This window comes from Pseudomonas petroselini (genome assembly GCF_045037875.1).
In the GTDB taxonomy this organism is placed as follows: domain Bacteria; phylum Pseudomonadota; class Gammaproteobacteria; order Pseudomonadales; family Pseudomonadaceae; genus Aquipseudomonas; species Aquipseudomonas petroselini.
Genome location: NZ_CP173614.1, coordinates 418,259 through 432,680 on the forward strand (window position 1 = coordinate 418,259; position 14,422 = coordinate 432,680).

16 protein-coding genes are annotated in these 14,422 nt (G+C 61.7%); 8 read left to right on the forward strand and 8 right to left on the reverse strand.

Translation table 11 applies throughout. The annotated features are described in order from the left end of the window. Positions 1-5: 5 nt before the first annotated feature. The 4 genes from ACI512_RS02060 to ACI512_RS02075 all read right to left on the reverse strand — a co-directional run bounded on the left by ACI512_RS02060 (position 6) and on the right by ACI512_RS02075 (position 3,716). Entirely contained in the window at positions 6-1,118 is a 1,113-nt protein-coding gene (locus tag ACI512_RS02060; protein WP_015886490.1) for a uroporphyrinogen-III C-methyltransferase, read from the reverse strand. Positions 1,119-1,136: 18 nt separating this feature from the next. After that, a complete protein-coding gene (locus ACI512_RS02065) occupies positions 1,137-1,895 on the reverse strand; it encodes a uroporphyrinogen-III synthase (RefSeq protein ID WP_015886491.1) in 759 nt (252 codons plus the stop codon). After that, positions 1,892-2,833, reverse strand: coding sequence for a hydroxymethylbilane synthase (gene hemC, locus ACI512_RS02070; RefSeq protein WP_236379994.1), 942 nt, complete (start codon positions 2,831-2,833; stop codon positions 1,892-1,894). Before hemC ends, ACI512_RS02065 begins: the two co-directional genes overlap by 4 nt. 136 nt (positions 2,834-2,969) lie before the next feature. Then, a complete protein-coding gene (locus ACI512_RS02075) occupies positions 2,970-3,716 on the reverse strand; it encodes a LytTR family DNA-binding domain-containing protein (RefSeq protein ID WP_236379992.1) in 747 nt (248 codons plus the stop codon). 501 nt (positions 3,717-4,217) lie between these two features. Here ACI512_RS02075 and argH point away from each other — a divergent pair. Next, positions 4,218-5,612, forward strand: a complete 1,395-nt coding sequence (gene argH / locus ACI512_RS02080; RefSeq protein WP_064053270.1) for an argininosuccinate lyase — start codon at positions 4,218-4,220, stop codon at positions 5,610-5,612. Between the two features lie 37 nt (positions 5,613-5,649). Here the strand turns inward: argH and ACI512_RS02085 are convergent, their stop codons facing one another. Then, positions 5,650-6,309 carry a glutathione S-transferase family protein gene (locus ACI512_RS02085; protein ID WP_236379990.1) on the reverse strand — a complete coding sequence of 220 codons (660 nt, stop codon included), beginning with the start codon at positions 6,307-6,309 and terminating at the stop codon, positions 5,650-5,652. 125 nt (positions 6,310-6,434) lie between these two features. Here ACI512_RS02085 and ACI512_RS02090 point away from each other — a divergent pair, with 125 nt between their 5' ends. The 3 genes from ACI512_RS02090 (at position 6,435) to ACI512_RS02100 (ending at position 10,067) form a co-directional block, all read left to right on the forward strand. Continuing rightward, positions 6,435-6,719 carry a hypothetical protein gene (locus ACI512_RS02090; RefSeq protein WP_010207441.1) on the forward strand — a complete coding sequence of 95 codons (285 nt, stop codon included), beginning with the start codon at positions 6,435-6,437 and terminating at the stop codon, positions 6,717-6,719. Positions 6,720-6,804: 85 nt separating this feature from the next. Then, complete coding sequence (locus ACI512_RS02095; protein ID WP_010207442.1) at positions 6,805-7,059, forward strand: TIGR02647 family protein; 255 nt, start codon at positions 6,805-6,807, stop codon at positions 7,057-7,059. Positions 7,060-7,226: 167 nt separating this feature from the next. Then, complete coding sequence (locus tag ACI512_RS02100; RefSeq protein ID WP_236379988.1) at positions 7,227-10,067, forward strand: class I adenylate cyclase; 2,841 nt, start codon at positions 7,227-7,229, stop codon at positions 10,065-10,067. Between the two features lie 27 nt (positions 10,068-10,094). Here the strand turns inward: ACI512_RS02100 and rnk are convergent, their stop codons facing one another. The 3 genes from rnk to cyaY all read right to left on the reverse strand — a co-directional run bounded on the left by rnk (position 10,095) and on the right by cyaY (position 11,190). Beyond that, complete coding sequence (gene rnk / locus ACI512_RS02105) at positions 10,095-10,505, reverse strand: nucleoside diphosphate kinase regulator (RefSeq protein WP_015886497.1); 411 nt, start codon at positions 10,503-10,505, stop codon at positions 10,095-10,097. 131 nt (positions 10,506-10,636) lie between these two features. Next, the gene (locus ACI512_RS02110) at positions 10,637-10,855 is read right to left on the reverse strand and encodes a DUF1289 domain-containing protein (RefSeq protein WP_015886498.1); all 219 of its coding nucleotides are present in this window, start codon (positions 10,853-10,855) and stop codon (positions 10,637-10,639) included. A gap of 2 nt (positions 10,856-10,857) precedes the next feature. Then, positions 10,858-11,190, reverse strand: coding sequence for an iron donor protein CyaY (gene cyaY / locus ACI512_RS02115; RefSeq protein ID WP_015886499.1), 333 nt, complete (start codon positions 11,188-11,190; stop codon positions 10,858-10,860). A 238-nt stretch (positions 11,191-11,428) separates the two neighbouring features. Here cyaY and ACI512_RS02120 point away from each other — a divergent pair, with 238 nt between their 5' ends. From ACI512_RS02120 to ACI512_RS02135, 4 genes are read left to right on the forward strand one after another with little or no spacing between them, the layout of a single operon-like run. Next, on the forward strand, positions 11,429-11,599 hold the full coding sequence (locus tag ACI512_RS02120) for a lipoprotein (RefSeq protein WP_010207449.1): 171 nt from the start codon (positions 11,429-11,431) through the stop codon (positions 11,597-11,599). 9 nt (positions 11,600-11,608) lie between these two features. After that, the gene (lysA, locus tag ACI512_RS02125; RefSeq protein ID WP_236379986.1) at positions 11,609-12,856 is read left to right on the forward strand and encodes a diaminopimelate decarboxylase; all 1,248 of its coding nucleotides are present in this window, start codon (positions 11,609-11,611) and stop codon (positions 12,854-12,856) included. Between the two features lie 3 nt (positions 12,857-12,859). Then, a complete protein-coding gene (dapF, locus tag ACI512_RS02130) occupies positions 12,860-13,690 on the forward strand; it encodes a diaminopimelate epimerase (RefSeq protein WP_015886501.1) in 831 nt (276 codons plus the stop codon). 13 nt (positions 13,691-13,703) lie between these two features. Continuing rightward, positions 13,704-14,420 carry a DUF484 family protein gene (locus tag ACI512_RS02135; protein WP_015886502.1) on the forward strand — a complete coding sequence of 239 codons (717 nt, stop codon included), beginning with the start codon at positions 13,704-13,706 and terminating at the stop codon, positions 14,418-14,420. Positions 14,421-14,422: the final 2 nt, after the last annotated feature.

The following is a 14,422-nucleotide window of genomic DNA, read 5'->3' on the forward strand; positions in this document are numbered from 1 at the left end:
CGGCTCTACTCCTGCTTCGCCGACGTCGCCGCCGCCTTGGCTTCGTCGGCAGACAGATGACGACGCTCAAGGTAAGCCTGCACGGCAGCCAGGCTCGCGGCCAGGTCCGGCGTCACCACCGATACCGCCTTCGGCTCAAGTTCGGCGATACGCGCCAGCATCGCCTTGCTCTGCGGGTTGTCCTGATTGAAGTTGTCCTGCAACACACTGCGCGCCTCGCCCAGCGAGCGGCTGTAGACGGCCGACTCGCCATTGAGCGCCGCCCATTGGGCTTGCTCCAGGGCCAGGCTCAGGGCCAGGCGCACTTGGTTCAGGCCTTGGCCGGCCAGCAGTGGGCGAATGTTATCGTCGGGGTTGAAGTCGATACGGAAGTAACGGGAAATCTGCTCCCACCATTGGCTCCAACGGCTTTGCGTATCGGTAGTCGGTCGCCCCTCGGAAGCAGGATCGGTCAGTTGATACTCGGGGGCAATGGCCGCCAGTTGCACGACTTGGTCACGCAAGGCCGCCAATTGCAGGTACAGCCCGGTGCGGTCCGGCTGCTCGGTGCTGCGCAGCGCGGCAAGGCTCTTGGCCAATTGCTCACGGGCGGCGTAGGAACCCGGATCGCTTTGCTCGCGAAGAATCTCGTCGGCCCCCTGGACCAGCGCCTGGGCACTGTTGATGTCCTGCAGGGCAGACAGGCGCAGACTCGCCAGACGAATCAAGTGCTCGGCCTCGGCCAAGCGCCAGTCTTTGCGGCTGGACCCGAGCACCGTCTCCAGGCGCTGGCTCAGACGCTGCTGATCACCCTGCAACTGGGCGACCAGGCGACGGCGCTCTTCCAGCTCATCCGCACCCGGCAACTGCGCCAGCCGCGCAGCCAGTTGTTGCTGGCTTTGCTTGAGGGACTGGGATTGGTCATCGAGGGTCTGCACCTGGCCCAACTGCTGCTGGCTGCTGGCCTGCAGGGCGCGGACCTGCCAGATCCCCCAACCACCGGCGGCAACACCCGCGGCGCCGAGCAACAGGGCGACGATTGCCAGGCCATTACCACGGCGCGGCGCGGTGACCGGTGACGCAACCGGCGCATCAAGTGCGGGTTGGGTTTCATCTTTAGGCAAGGCTGTTTCGCTCACGTATCCGTCCTTTGCGTTTCAGAGAGTGGGAACGGTATAGCTCCGTATCGCCACTAACAAAGCCGCGGCACTCGCACCGCGACAATCCACAACTTTTTCTGCGCCGGCGGCCCGCGCCATCTCCTGGACCCGCGGGCTAGGCACGAACAACGGCAGCTGCGCCACCTGTGGCCAATCGGGGCCAGCCAGGGCTTGCAGGTGTAAAAAACCCTGTCCACTGCTGACCACCAGCCCGTTCAAGCGTTCCAACTGGATGCGTTGCATCAGTACACCGGCGTCGTAGGCCGGAAGTAAACGGCGATACAACTCCAGATAGTCGACACTAGCACCTTGCTCGCGCAAACGCTCCGCCAGCAGCTCCCGACCACCCTCACCCCGCAAAATCAAGACTCGGGCGTGTGGGGGTGCGATAGCCTCGCGCAAAGCAGGCAATTGAAGCAGGGCCTCGCTGTCATCGCCTGTAGGGGGATACTGAACGTTAAGGCCATGTTCGGCCAGTACCTGCGCGGTGGCGGCACCGACACTGAACCATCGCAGATGCGGCCAGGCTTGACCCAACTGCTGCACGGCAAGGCGCGCGGCCGGCTTGCTGACAACGATTACTGCACAGTAGCGACCCAGGTCACGGAAGACGGCTTGTTGTTCAGGTGTGACGGGGAGCGGCTCGATGTCCAGCAACGGCAAGCTGCTGCTGAAAATACCGGCTTCGGACAACGAGGCCGCCAGGGCCATCGATTCCTCGGCAGGCCGCGTCAGCAGCACACGCCATTCGGTCACTGCGGGCCGGCCTCGCCGTAGACTTTCTGCAGAATCGCACCAGCGCCCTTCTCCAGCAGCGCTTGCGCCACCTGGATACCCAACGCCGTAGCGTCACACTGCGGACCACGGACCTCGGCGGTCAGCAGGTTGCCGCCTTCCGGGTCTCCGACCAAGCCACGCAACCACAGGTTTTCACCTTCGAGCACGGCGTAGCAGGCGATCGGCACTTGGCAGCCACCGTTGAGGTGCTTGTTCAGGGCACGCTCAGCCGTGACGCGCACTTCAGTGTCGTGGTGATCCAGGGGCTTGAGCAGGGCGTGGATCTCAGTGTCGGCGGTACGGCATTCAATGCCGACGGCGCCCTGCCCACCGGCAGGCAGGCTGTCCTCGACGCTGATGGCCGAAGTGATACGGTCTTCGAAACCCAGACGGATCAGCCCAGCCGCTGCGAGGATGATCGCGTCATATTCACCCGCATCCAGCTTCGCCAGGCGGGTGTTGACGTTGCCGCGCAGGAAGCGGATCTGCAGGTCCGGGCGGCGGGTCAGCAACTGTGCCTGGCGGCGCAGGCTCGACGTACCGACGATGCTGCCCAAAGGCAGCGCATCCAGGGACGCGTAAGTATTGGAAACGAACGCATCACGCGGGTCTTCACGCTCGCAGATGCAAAACAGGCCCAAGCCTTCGGGGAAGTCCATGGGCACGTCTTTCATCGAGTGCACGGCAATGTCCGCTTCGTTTTCCAGCAGCGCGGTTTCCAGCTCTTTGACAAACAGGCCCTTGCCGCCGATTTTCGACAGTGGCGAGTCGAGCAGTTTGTCACCGCGACTGACCATGGGCACCAGGGACACCTTGAGGCCGGGGTGAGCCTGCTCCAGGCGTGCTTTGACGTATTCGGCCTGCCACAAGGCCAGGGCGCTTTTACGGGTGGCGATGCGGATTTCGCGAGAGGACATGGATCAATCCGTACTGAATAGATACGGCAGATAATAACAGCTCAGGCAGATATGCCTTGATTTGTATCAGCAAGTGCGCGGCCTCCCTGGCCACGTCGCACCGGGATAACGAATGCAGACCTCGCCACGCCTCGGGCTAAAGCTGCTGCATCATTTTGCGCACGCCGGCGACATGGCGTCGGCTGACGATCAACGCATCGCCGTTAAGCCCTTTGAGGAACAACTGAAAATGCCCCAGAGGCGTACGTTGCAGGCGCTCGATTCGCTCGCGGGCCACCAGCGCATTGCGGTGGATACGCACGAAGCGGTCGCCGAATTCATCCTCAAGGGCCTTGAGCGGTTCATCGAGCAAGACTTCACCGCCTTGGTGGCGCAAGGTCACGTACTTGTGATCCGCAATAAAATAAACCACCTCGCCCAAAGGGATCAGCTCGATACCTTTGCGTGTGCGTGCGCTGATATGGCTGCGCGGCCCGTTACCACTTTGGGCGGCAGGCTGAGTCAGGGCAGCAAGCTGGACGCGGGTTGGTCGCTCGGCCTTTTTAAGGGCTTTGAGCAAGGTTTCGCCCGCCACCGGTTTGGTGAGGAAGCTGACACCACTGGCTTCAAGCATCTCCGCAGAGAACTCTTCACCGGCTGCGCAGAACACCACGGCGGGTGGTGACTCTCGCTCGCTCAATCGGGCGGCAACTTGCAGGCCATCAAGGCCTGGCATACGGATATCGAGCAACACCACATCCGGCTTGAGGCTGTCGATCAGCGTCAACGCCTCTTCGCCCGTGGTGGCGCTCGGCTCTAGTACTGCATAACCCTCGAGTTCACTGACCAAACGGCTCAGTCGCTCGCGGGCTTGGGGTTCGTCATCAACGATCAGGACATTCATATTGCGCTGGATTCCTGCGTGAGTCTCGCACAAGGATAGCGTAGACAGGTGCGGTGACTTGCGTCACAGCGATCCACGCTAAGACTAGCGCGAGCGGCAAAAAGTGCCCTGAGAGTGGCACCCATATTTACCCGGACCTGTTCAATAGCGCCCAAGACCTGCTGCCTTCGGGCATTGTCGTAGGGTTTGCTGATACACAATCCGAATCCCCCCTTTCAAATGGATAGTCCGGGTTCTGACCGCATCACCGGACTTTGGTGCATTCACACACTATCAGTCCAACTGTAGACGCTCGCTGCGACGACATTGCTCAATCGTCAAATATCGTTTCAATAAGCCTCTGCACCAGTCTCGTCCTCGACGCGGTCGGCGGCAAGGCACTTAGCCATCCATTGCGCAAATAAAAATGCCGACCACCCGCAGCACCGCCTCTGCGGACAACCCTGTTATTATCGCCGGCATACTTCCCAGTCTCCTTATAAGCAGATCACGAGCGAACTCATGAGCACCGACAAGACCAACCAGTCCTGGGGCGGCCGCTTCAGTGAACCCGTCGACGCCTTCGTCGCCCGCTTCACCGCCTCCGTCACCTTCGACCAGCGCCTGTACCGCCATGACATCATGGGCTCCATCGCCCACGCGACGATGCTGGCCAAGGTCGGCGTGCTGACCGACGCCGAGCGCGACAGCATCATCGACGGCCTCAACACCATCCGTGGCGAGATCGAAGCCGGCACGTTTGACTGGCGCGTCGACCTGGAAGACGTGCACATGAACATCGAAGCCCGCCTCACCGACCGCATCGGTGTGACCGGCAAAAAACTGCACACCGGCCGTAGCCGTAACGACCAGGTCGCCACCGATATCCGTCTGTGGCTGCGTGATGAAATCGACCTGATCCTGGGCGAAATCACCCGCCTGCAGAAAGGCCTGCTGGAACAGGCCGAGCGTGAGTCGGACACCATCATGCCCGGCTTCACTCACCTGCAGACCGCTCAACCCGTGACCTTCGGCCACCACTTGCTGGCCTGGTTCGAAATGCTCAGTCGCGACTATGAACGCCTGGTGGACTGCCGCAAGCGCGCCAACCGCATGCCATTGGGCAGCGCCGCGCTGGCCGGCACCACGTACCCGATCGACCGCGAGTACACCGCGCAATTGCTGGGCTTCGACGCCGTCGGCGGTAACTCGCTGGATGGTGTGTCGGACCGTGACTTCGCCATCGAATTCTGCGCCGCCGCCAGCATCGCGATGATGCACCTGTCGCGCTTCTCCGAAGAGCTGGTGCTGTGGACCAGCGCGCAATTCCAGTTCATCGACCTGCCGGACCGCTTCTGCACCGGCAGCTCGATCATGCCGCAAAAGAAAAACCCCGACGTGCCCGAGCTGGTGCGTGGCAAGAGTGGCCGCGTATTCGGCGCCTTGATGGGCCTGCTGACCCTGATGAAAGGCCAACCACTGGCCTACAACAAAGACAACCAGGAAGACAAGGAGCCGTTGTTCGACGCCGCCGACACCCTGCGCGACTCGCTGCGCGCGTTTGCCGACATGATCCCGGCGATCAAGCCCAAGCACGCGATCATGCGTGAAGCGGCGCTGCGCGGGTTCTCCACCGCGACCGACCTGGCGGACTACCTGGTACGCCGTGGCCTGCCGTTCCGCGACTGCCACGAAATCGTTGGTCACGCGGTGAAGTACGGCGTGGACACCGGCAAGGACTTGGCGGAAATGAGCCTGGAAGAACTGCGTCAGTTCAGCGACCAGATCGAGCAGGACGTGTTTGCCGTGCTGACCCTGGAAGGCTCGGTAAATGCCCGTAATCATGTGGGCGGGACTGCGCCGGCACAGGTGAAGGCAGCCGTCGTGCGCGGCCAGGCCTTACTGGCTAGCCGCTGAAAAATGTGGGAGGGGGCTTGCCCCCTCCCACACTTGATCACTTTTTGGCCGCGATCATCGCCATAAACGCCGGCATCGCCGCCTCCCTGTCTGCCGCCACTTTCTGGGCGTTGGGCATGGCATGCAACCTTTCCAGCAACGCCTTGGCCGCCGGCATTCCATCCAGCATATCCAGTCCAAACAGCTTCTCGCCCACCGCACAGGCGAGGTTCACGCTGTACATGAAATACAAATCCGCAATCGTGAAGCTCTCCCCCGCCACATACGGCGCGAACTTGCCGTGCCGACCCAACGAACCAAAACCCAACAACAACTCGGCCTTGGACTTCTCCTTGATCGCCTCCGCCACCGGCATTCCAAAAAACGCCTCGGCGAAACATGCACGGGCAGGCAGTTCGATATACAGCTCAATCTCGCGACATAACGCCAGCACCTGAGCACGCTGAAACGGCTCGGCCGGAAGCAGCGCACGGCCCTCCTGGGTGTGCTCGATGTATTCGAGGATCACGCTGGTCTCGTTGATAAACCCCTGCTTCACGCCCAGCACCGGCACCTTGCCGCGCGGGCTGACAGCCAAGGCCTCTGGGGTTTTCCCGGCATAAAAGGGCACCTCTTCGAACGGCAACCCTTTCTCCAGCAGCGCCAGCTTGACCATGTTGTAGTAGTTGCTGACCGAAAATCCGTAAAGCTTGAGCATCGCAAAGCCTCCAGGCCGTGTGCGGGGTTGGCTGCAAGCGTTATAGCGCCCCCCGCCTGGCCGTGCCAGCAGCATCACCCGCCTGAATGGGGGTAGACTGGCGCCCTTTCCTTGAGGAGCCTGCCATGAGCGAGCCGACCGATATCGACAACGACGAAGAAGAATTCGCCGAAACCACCCTGATCGAAGCGATCGAGAACCAGATCGAAAGCGAAAACCCACCAGCGGCCAAGGCCACGTTCAACAAGCTGACCCTGGTGGGCTACGAGCGTGAAGAGATCCTGCAACTGATGGCTCACGTGCTGGCTGTCGAGATCGACGCATTGCTGGAAGAAGACCGTGCCTTCAATACCGAATGGTATGAAACTGCACTGCGCGCCTTGCCGGAATTGCCGCCTGAAAAGCAATAATTGCTCCTACTGGACAGTTCGGCAAAGTGCGTTCACCTTATGGCCTGCTAGCCTCTAATAAATTCTTAGAAAGTCTGGAGTCCTTATGTCGTATACCCCTGAGTTGGTTGCCGAACTGGAAATCCTTGTACTCTTCCCATTGGACAGCACCAAAGAAGGTCTGAAAGTCCACCAGACCGCCGCGCCTACTGCCATCGCCGCTGCCAAACGCCTCCACGCGAAAGGACTTATCGACCAACCGGACGGGGGCTACCTGACCAGCCTTGGCCGGGACGCCGCAGAGCAGGCCCAGACCCTGCTGACTATCTTGACCACTGCCACTACCAAAGAAGCCGCCTGATACCTATACCGCCCATGGAGTCCGCCTCTTGCGGATTCCGGGGGCGTTGCTGTGGAAGTGCGAAAATTCTGACGTCAAAATCTATTTCCCTCTAAACCTCCTACGCTACTGGCTGTAAACTCCTACACGGCCGCCCACGTCGGGCCCTGCGAGCCACCGAGTTCGACATGACCCGCACCCATGAAATCCGCCCCGACCTGGACGAAGGCATCGACCGCAAGGTGCTGGCTCAATTGCGCGCGCGTTTCATGGCCCTCAACGAAGGGCGTATGGCCCGGGCCGTCGAGGGGCTGACACCCCGCCAGCAAAGCGTGCTGACCCTGTTGCCGTTGTTCTTCCACGTCAACCACCCGCTGCTGCCCGGTTATGTGTCGGGCAGCACGCCGGCAGGCCTGTCGAATTTCGAACCCGACATCCAAGCCCTGGCGGAAGCCCAGCGCCTGACCCGCTCGTTCTCCTACAAGCCACGCCACGGCAACCCGCCGCGACCGATCCACGGCCTGTTCCTGATGGGCAGCCTTGGCACCCTGGCCCAAGCCGACCAGAGCGACATGGATGTGTGGGTCTGCCACGCCGCCGACCTGAGTGAGAGTGAACTGGCCGAACTGCGCAAAAAATGCCAGTTGCTGGAAGCCTGGGCCCTGACCATGGGCGCCGAGGCGCACTTCTTCCTGATCGAGCCGACACGCTTTGTACTCGGCGAGCGCGACACGCAACTGAGCTCCGATGACTGCGGCACCACCCAGCATTACCTGCTGCTGGACGAGTTCTACCGCACCGCCATCTGGCTCGCCGGGCGTACGCCGATCTGGTGGCTGGTGCCGGTGTACGAAGAGACCCACTATGCCGAGTTCACCCACACGCTGATTTCCAAGCGTTTTATCCGTGCCGATGAAACCCTGGACCTCGGCCATCTGGCACGCATTCCCCCGGGCGAATTCATCGGCGCCGGGCTGTGGCAATTGTTCAAGGGCATCGAGTCGCCCTACAAATCCGTGCTCAAGCTGCTGCTGACCGAGGTCTACGCCAGCGAACACCCGAACGTGCACTGCCTGAGCCTGCGCTTCAAGCGTGCGGTATTCGCCAACCAGATGGACCTGGATGAGCTAGACCCGTACATCGTGGTGTACCGCCGTATCGAGGAATACCTCAAGGCCCGCCATGAACCCGAGCGCCTGGAGCTGGTGCGACGCGCGCTGTACCTGAAGGTCAACCGCAAGCTCAGCGCCGGCCAGCGCACCACCAGTTGGCAACGGCTGCTGCTGGAGCGTCTGGCCCACGAATGGGGCTGGGACCAGCGCCAATTGACGCTGCTCGACAGCCGCAGCCAATGGAAAGTGCGCCAGGTAGCCTCGGAGCGTCGGGCGCTGGTCAGCGAGCTCAATTACAGCTATCGCTTCCTGACCCAGTTCGCCCGCACCGAACAGACTGTCAGCCTGATCAACAAACGCGACCTCAATGTGCTGGGGCGGCGCCTGTACGCCGCGTTCGAGCGCAAGGCCGGCAAAGTCGAGTTCATCAACCCCGGCATCGCCCCGGACCTGGCCGAAGACACGCTGACCCTGGTGCAATCGCCCAACCGCAAGGAGCCGGGCCAGCACCACTGGGGCCTGTACAACGGTAACCTGACAGCCCTGGAATGGGAGCATTTCGCGCCGATCAAACGCAGCCGCGATCTGCTGGAAATGCTCACCTGGTGCCATCGCAACGGCGTGATCGACAGCAGCACGCGCCTGGCCTTGCACCCCGGCACCAGCGACATGACTGAATTCGAGCTGTTCAACCTGCTGGGCAGCCTGCAACAAACCGTCGCCTTGCCCCTGGCCAGCGTGGATGAAGACCGCTTGCTGCGCTCGGCAGTCCCCGAAGAAGTGTTGCTGCTGATCAACGTCGGCGTCGACCCACTCAAGCATCACCGTGACCTGAATATCCTGATGACCACCGAGCGCACCGATTCCCTGAGCTATGCCGGTGTGCGCGATAACTTGGTGCTGACCCTGGACCAGGTCACGCTCAATAGCTGGAACGAGGTGATGGTCAGCCGCTATGACGGCCCCCACGCCTTGCTCGACTGCCTGCGCGATTACCTCAACCAGTTACCGCCGGACCACCTGCCACGCCTGCGAGTGCGCTGCTTCTGCCACAACCGTGCGCAATTCATTGCGCAGCGGGTGGGAGAGATCTTCGACACCGCGCAGAACCTGCTGCTGGGCCAGGGCAACCACCGCTATCTGCTCCAGGTGCAGCAGCACTATCACGTGATGGAACTGATGCCGGGCCAAGCCACCCACGTGTCGTTGCCGACCCAGGATGCGCTGATCGCCTACCTCAGCGAAGAACTGGCCAGCTACAGCCCGCTGCACCTGGACGCCATGGCCCTGGAAGACCACGACCTGGCGCTGCTGTTGCCCATGGGCCAGGCCGATAGCGTGCAGGTGTTCTACCGGGTCAACGAAGGCTTCGCCGAGCTGTATGTGTTGGATGAATTCAACGCGCTCTGGCAGCAGCGCTTGCCGTTCCATGATGAACAGAGCCTGTTGGCGCCTTTGCAGCGTTTTTTGCAGTCGATCATTTATCGCCGCGACGCGTTGTCGCCGCTGGACCCGCAAGAGCCGCTGGGCGCGGCGCACATCTTGTATTACCAACTATTACCTGCGGGCAGCGGTCGCGCGCGCGGCATCGAGCCTCGACCGGCGCCGCTGAACCCGGCAAACAAACCGTTTTATGACGTGCAGGCGATTATCGGCAAAGCGGCGCCGGGTCAGGTGGGTATTACCCTGTACTGCAATCAGCGGGAGTTTTCCGAGCTGGAATTTGGCGACCAGCTGTTTGCAGTGGTCGCCCAGGAAATCGTCGGGCAACGCCGGGAGACCGAGCGTTACCGCTGCTACATCACTGACCTGGACCTGTCCGGCCTGCTCGGCGATGTGCAAAGCCCGAGCAACCTGTACCTGCGTTACAAGGCCGAGCTGGAGCTGTCGCTCAACGAGGCGCTGAGCCAGATTTAGCACGCTGCCTTTTAAAGCGAGAGGCACCTAAAGCGAGAAGGCACCGCCGTCTTTTGGCTGGCCTTCGACACTCAGCAGTTCGAGCTTGAGGGTCTTGCCGCCCGGTGCAGGCCAATCGATATGCTGGCCGACCTTTAGGCCGAGCAACGCACTGCCCACCGGGGCCAGGATCGAGATCTTGCCTTCGTCGGCGTTGGCGTCCTTGGGGTAAACCAACGTCAGGTGGTAGTCCTTGCCACTGCCTTGCTCGCGGCAATGCACACTGGAATTCATGGTCACGACCGTTGCAGGCACTTCATCGTGGCCAACCACTTCTTCGGCGCGGTCGAGTTCGTGCTGAAGGGCTTCGACACCCGGCGAGTCCTCGCCTACACGGTCGATCAGTTGCTCAAGACGCTGCACGTCGAGACGGGTAAGAATGATGGAAGGTGCGGTCATGATTGAGGCAGACTCCTTTTTTCTGCACAAAAAAGCAAAACCCCGCCAGGAAAAGGCGGGGTTCTCACGGGCCTCGATGAGTTGAGGCGTACCCGGACACTACCACAGCGTCACAAATAAACAAGACGGCCTCAGGCGTGGGCCCGGCGCTGCTCGGCCTCGGCACAGATCACCCGGCGCCGGGCATCATCGGCAGAGCGCCATTCACGGATATCTTCCACGTGGCGGAAGCAGCCGAGGCAGACTTTCTGCTCGTCCAGGCGACACAAACTGATACAAGGTGACGGCACCGCCGGGCTGACATTGCTGAACAGCGGCTTGGGCGGGCGGACAGGTGCAGGCTGGGTCACGGTCAGATCTCGTCGAAATCCAGGTCGGCGCCGGTGTACTCGCTGACCAGGCGCGCGAGCATTTCACTCAGCAGCTCTTCACTCTTGTCGCACTGCCATTTGCCGCTTTCTTCGTCGTAGTCGAAGTGAACGCCGCCGGAACGCGCAGCCAGCCACAGCTGACGCAACGGCTCCTGGCGGCTGAAGATCAACTGCTGGCCGCTCTCGAACTTGACGGTCAGCACGCCGGCCGAGTTTTCCAGGTCCACGTCCAGGCCGCTGTCGTCGAAAATATCTTCCAGCGCCTGCTGGGTCGAATCCACCAGGTCGTGAAAACGGGCTTCGGTCAAACTCATTGTGGCAACCTCAAAAGTGTCTGGTTTTGCTCAAGCGCCGCACGATACGGGCGAGCCCCGCCGATTGCAAAGGATACCGATTTCAACGCGATTGACGGCGTGAAATATCCTCAACCAGCGTAGTCCGCTTCCCGACTGTCTCGGCAAAGCCCCGCCGGACGGGTATTCCGGCGCATAGGCAAGCTGGCGGGTGGTCGGTATACTCGGGCGCAATTAATGCATATTCAAGGATTTCGCCATGAAGCGCCTGATCTCTTCCCTTGCTGCGCTCGTCGCGGTCGCTTGCCTCGTTAGTGCCTGTGGTCAAAAAGGCCCGCTGTACCTGCCCGATGACAGCAAAGACCCGAATGAACAGGCGCAATCGTCGCAAAAACCTTCCAAAGCGCATAAGCACGACACCTACGAATAAGGGTACTCCATGGACGCTTTTAACTACCGGGACGGCGAGCTGTTCGCGGAAGGCGTGGCGTTGTCCGCGATTGCCGAGCGCTTTGGTACCCCGACCTATGTGTACTCGCGTGCGCATATCGAAGCCCAGTACCGCTCCTTCACCGACGCGCTCGATGGCGTGCCGCACCTGGTGTGCTATGCGGTCAAGGCCAACTCCAACCTGGGCGTACTGAATGTCCTGGCGCGCCTGGGCGCTGGTTTCGACATCGTCTCCCGTGGAGAGCTGGAACGTGTACTGGCTGCCGACGGCAAGGCTGACAAGATCGTCTTCTCCGGTGTCGGCAAGACCCGCGAAGACATGCGTCGCGCCCTGGAAGTCGGCGTGCACTGCTTCAACATCGAATCCACCGACGAGCTGGAGCGCCTGCAAGTGGTGGCCGCCGAGATGGGCGTTCGTGCGCCGATCTCCCTGCGCGTCAACCCGGATGTCGACGCCGGTACCCACCCGTACATTTCCACCGGTCTCAAAGAGAACAAGTTCGGCATCGCCATTGCCGACGCCGAAGACGTGTACATCCGCGCCGCGCAACTGCCGAACCTGGAAGTGTTGGGCGTCGACTGCCATATCGGCTCGCAACTGACCAGCCTGCCTCCGTTCCTGGATGCGCTCGACCGCCTGTTGGCGCTGATCGACCGCCTGGGCGAATGCGGCATCTACCTGCACCACATCGACCTGGGTGGCGGTGTGGGCGTGCGTTACCGTGATGAAGAGCCGCCGCTGATTGCCGACTATATCCAAGCCGTGCGCGAGCGCATCGAAGGCCGCGACCTGACGCTGATGTTCGAGCCGGGCCGTTATATCGTCGCCAACGCGGGCGTGCTGCTGACCCAGGTCGAGTACCTCAAGCACACCGAACACAAGGATTTCGCCATCGTCGATGCGGCGATGAACGACCTGATCCGCCCGGCGCTGTACCAGGCCTGGATGAATGTCACCGCCGTGACGCCTCGCAACAGCGAAGTCCGCGCCTATGACATCGTCGGTCCGATCTGCGAGACCGGCGACTTCCTGGCCAAGGATCGTCAGCTGGCCCTGGAAGAAGGCGATCTGCTGGCCGTGCATTCGGCCGGTGCCTACGGGTTTGTCATGAGTTCCAACTACAACACCCGCGGGCGTACCGCCGAGGTGCTGGTGGACGGTGATCAAGCGTTCGAAGTGCGTCGCCGCGAGACGGTAGCCGAGTTGTATGCTGGCGAAAGCCTGCTGCCGGAGTAAGCCATGCTGCTGCGTTTTACCAAGATGCACGGGCTGGGCAATGATTTCATGGTCCTCGACCTAGTCAGCCAGCACGCGCATATCCTGCCCAAACACGCTAAACAGTGGGGCGACCGTCACACCGGCATCGGTTTCGATCAATTGCTGATCGTCGAAGCGCCAAGCAACCCGGAGGTGGATTTCCGTTACCGGATCTTCAACTCCGACGGTTCCGAAGTGGAGCAGTGCGGCAACGGCGCGCGCTGCTTCGCGCGCTTTGTGCTGGACAAGCGCCTGACCGCCAAACGGCAGATCCGCGTCGAGACCAAGAGCGGCGTGATCGAGCTGGATATCCGCAGCGACGGCCAGATCAGCGTCAACATGGGCGCGCCACGCCTGGTGCCGGCGGACATTCCGTTCGAGGCCACCGAGCAGGCTGTCAGCTATGCGCTGGACGTCGACGGCAAGACCGTCGACATCGCCGCCGTGTCCATGGGCAATCCCCACGCGGTGCTGCGCGTCAACGACATCAACAACGCGCCCGTGCATGAATGGGGGCCGAAGATCGAACACCACCCGCGCTTTCCGGCACGGGTCAACGTGGGCTTCCTGCAGGTGATCGACCGTACCCGCGCGCAATTGCGTGTGTGGGAACGCGGCGCCGGCGAAACCCAGGCCTGCGGTACCGGTGCTTGCGCCGCTGCCGTGGCCGCGATCAGCCAGGGGTGGATGGATTCGCCGTTGCTGATCGACCTGCCCGGTGGACGCTTGTCCATCGAGTGGGCAGGCCCTGGCCACCCGGTGATGATGACCGGGCCGGCCTCGCGCGTATACGAAGGACAGGTCCGTCTATGAGTGAGTCAAGCCAATGACCGATAAGCCTCAAGTACCCGCACAAGCAATCCCGAGCGACAGCCTGGAGGCCGCTACCGTCGCGGCGTATCTTGAGGCTAATCCGGACTTCTTCGTCGAGCACGAAGAGTTGCTGCCGGCACTGCGCATCCCCCATCAACGCGGCGATACCGTGTCGCTGGTGGAGCGGCAGATGAAGATCCTGCGTGAGCGCAATATCGAAATGCGCCACAAGCTCTCGCACTTGATGGACGTCGCCCGCGACAACGACCGCCTGTTCGAGAAAACCCGTCGCCTGATTCTGACCCTGATGGACGCCACCAGCCTGGAAGAAACGGTGATCGCCGTGGAAGACAGCCTGCGTCAGGACTTCCAGGTGCCATTCGTGAGCCTGATCCTGTTCAGCGACAACCCGATGCCGGTGGGTCGCTGGGTCAGCGGCAGCGATGCACAAACCGCCATCGGCGGGCTGCTGTCCGAAGGCAAGACCATCAGCGGCACCTTGCGTGAGCATGAGCTGGACTTCCTGTTTGGCGCTGAACAGCGCAAGCAGATCGGCTCCACCGCCGTGGTCGCCCTCAGCCATCAGGGCCTGCACGGCGTGTTGGCCATCGCCAGCCGTGATCCTCAGCACTATAAAAGCTCAGTCGGCACGCTGTTCCTGACCTACATCGCCGAAGTGCTGGGCCGCGTCCTGCCGCGCTTCACCACCGCCCTGCGCGCGGTGCGCTAGCG

Coding starts and splice junctions, on each gene's coding strand:
- lysA (WP_236379986.1), top strand. CDS start 11,609: ATGGACGCTTTTAACTACCGGGACGGCGAGCTGTTCGCGGAAGGCGTG.
- ACI512_RS02120 (WP_010207449.1), top strand. CDS start 11,429: ATGAAGCGCCTGATCTCTTCCCTTGCTGCGCTCGTCGCGGTCGCTTGC.
- ACI512_RS02135 (WP_015886502.1), top strand. CDS start 13,704: ATGACCGATAAGCCTCAAGTACCCGCACAAGCAATCCCGAGCGACAGC.
- ACI512_RS02100 (WP_236379988.1), top strand. CDS start 7,227: ATGACCCGCACCCATGAAATCCGCCCCGACCTGGACGAAGGCATCGAC.
- hemC (WP_236379994.1), bottom strand. CDS start 2,833: ATGTCCTCTCGCGAAATCCGCATCGCCACCCGTAAAAGCGCCCTGGCC.
- ACI512_RS02095 (WP_010207442.1), top strand. CDS start 6,805: ATGTCGTATACCCCTGAGTTGGTTGCCGAACTGGAAATCCTTGTACTC.
- rnk (WP_015886497.1), bottom strand. CDS start 10,505: ATGACCGCACCTTCCATCATTCTTACCCGTCTCGACGTGCAGCGTCTT.
- ACI512_RS02085 (WP_236379990.1), bottom strand. CDS start 6,309: ATGCTCAAGCTTTACGGATTTTCGGTCAGCAACTACTACAACATGGTC.
- cyaY (WP_015886499.1), bottom strand. CDS start 11,190: ATGAGTTTGACCGAAGCCCGTTTTCACGACCTGGTGGATTCGACCCAG.
- argH (WP_064053270.1), top strand. CDS start 4,218: ATGAGCACCGACAAGACCAACCAGTCCTGGGGCGGCCGCTTCAGTGAA.
- dapF (WP_015886501.1), top strand. CDS start 12,860: ATGCTGCTGCGTTTTACCAAGATGCACGGGCTGGGCAATGATTTCATG.
- ACI512_RS02075 (WP_236379992.1), bottom strand. CDS start 3,716: ATGAATGTCCTGATCGTTGATGACGAACCCCAAGCCCGCGAGCGACTG.
- ACI512_RS02090 (WP_010207441.1), top strand. CDS start 6,435: ATGAGCGAGCCGACCGATATCGACAACGACGAAGAAGAATTCGCCGAA.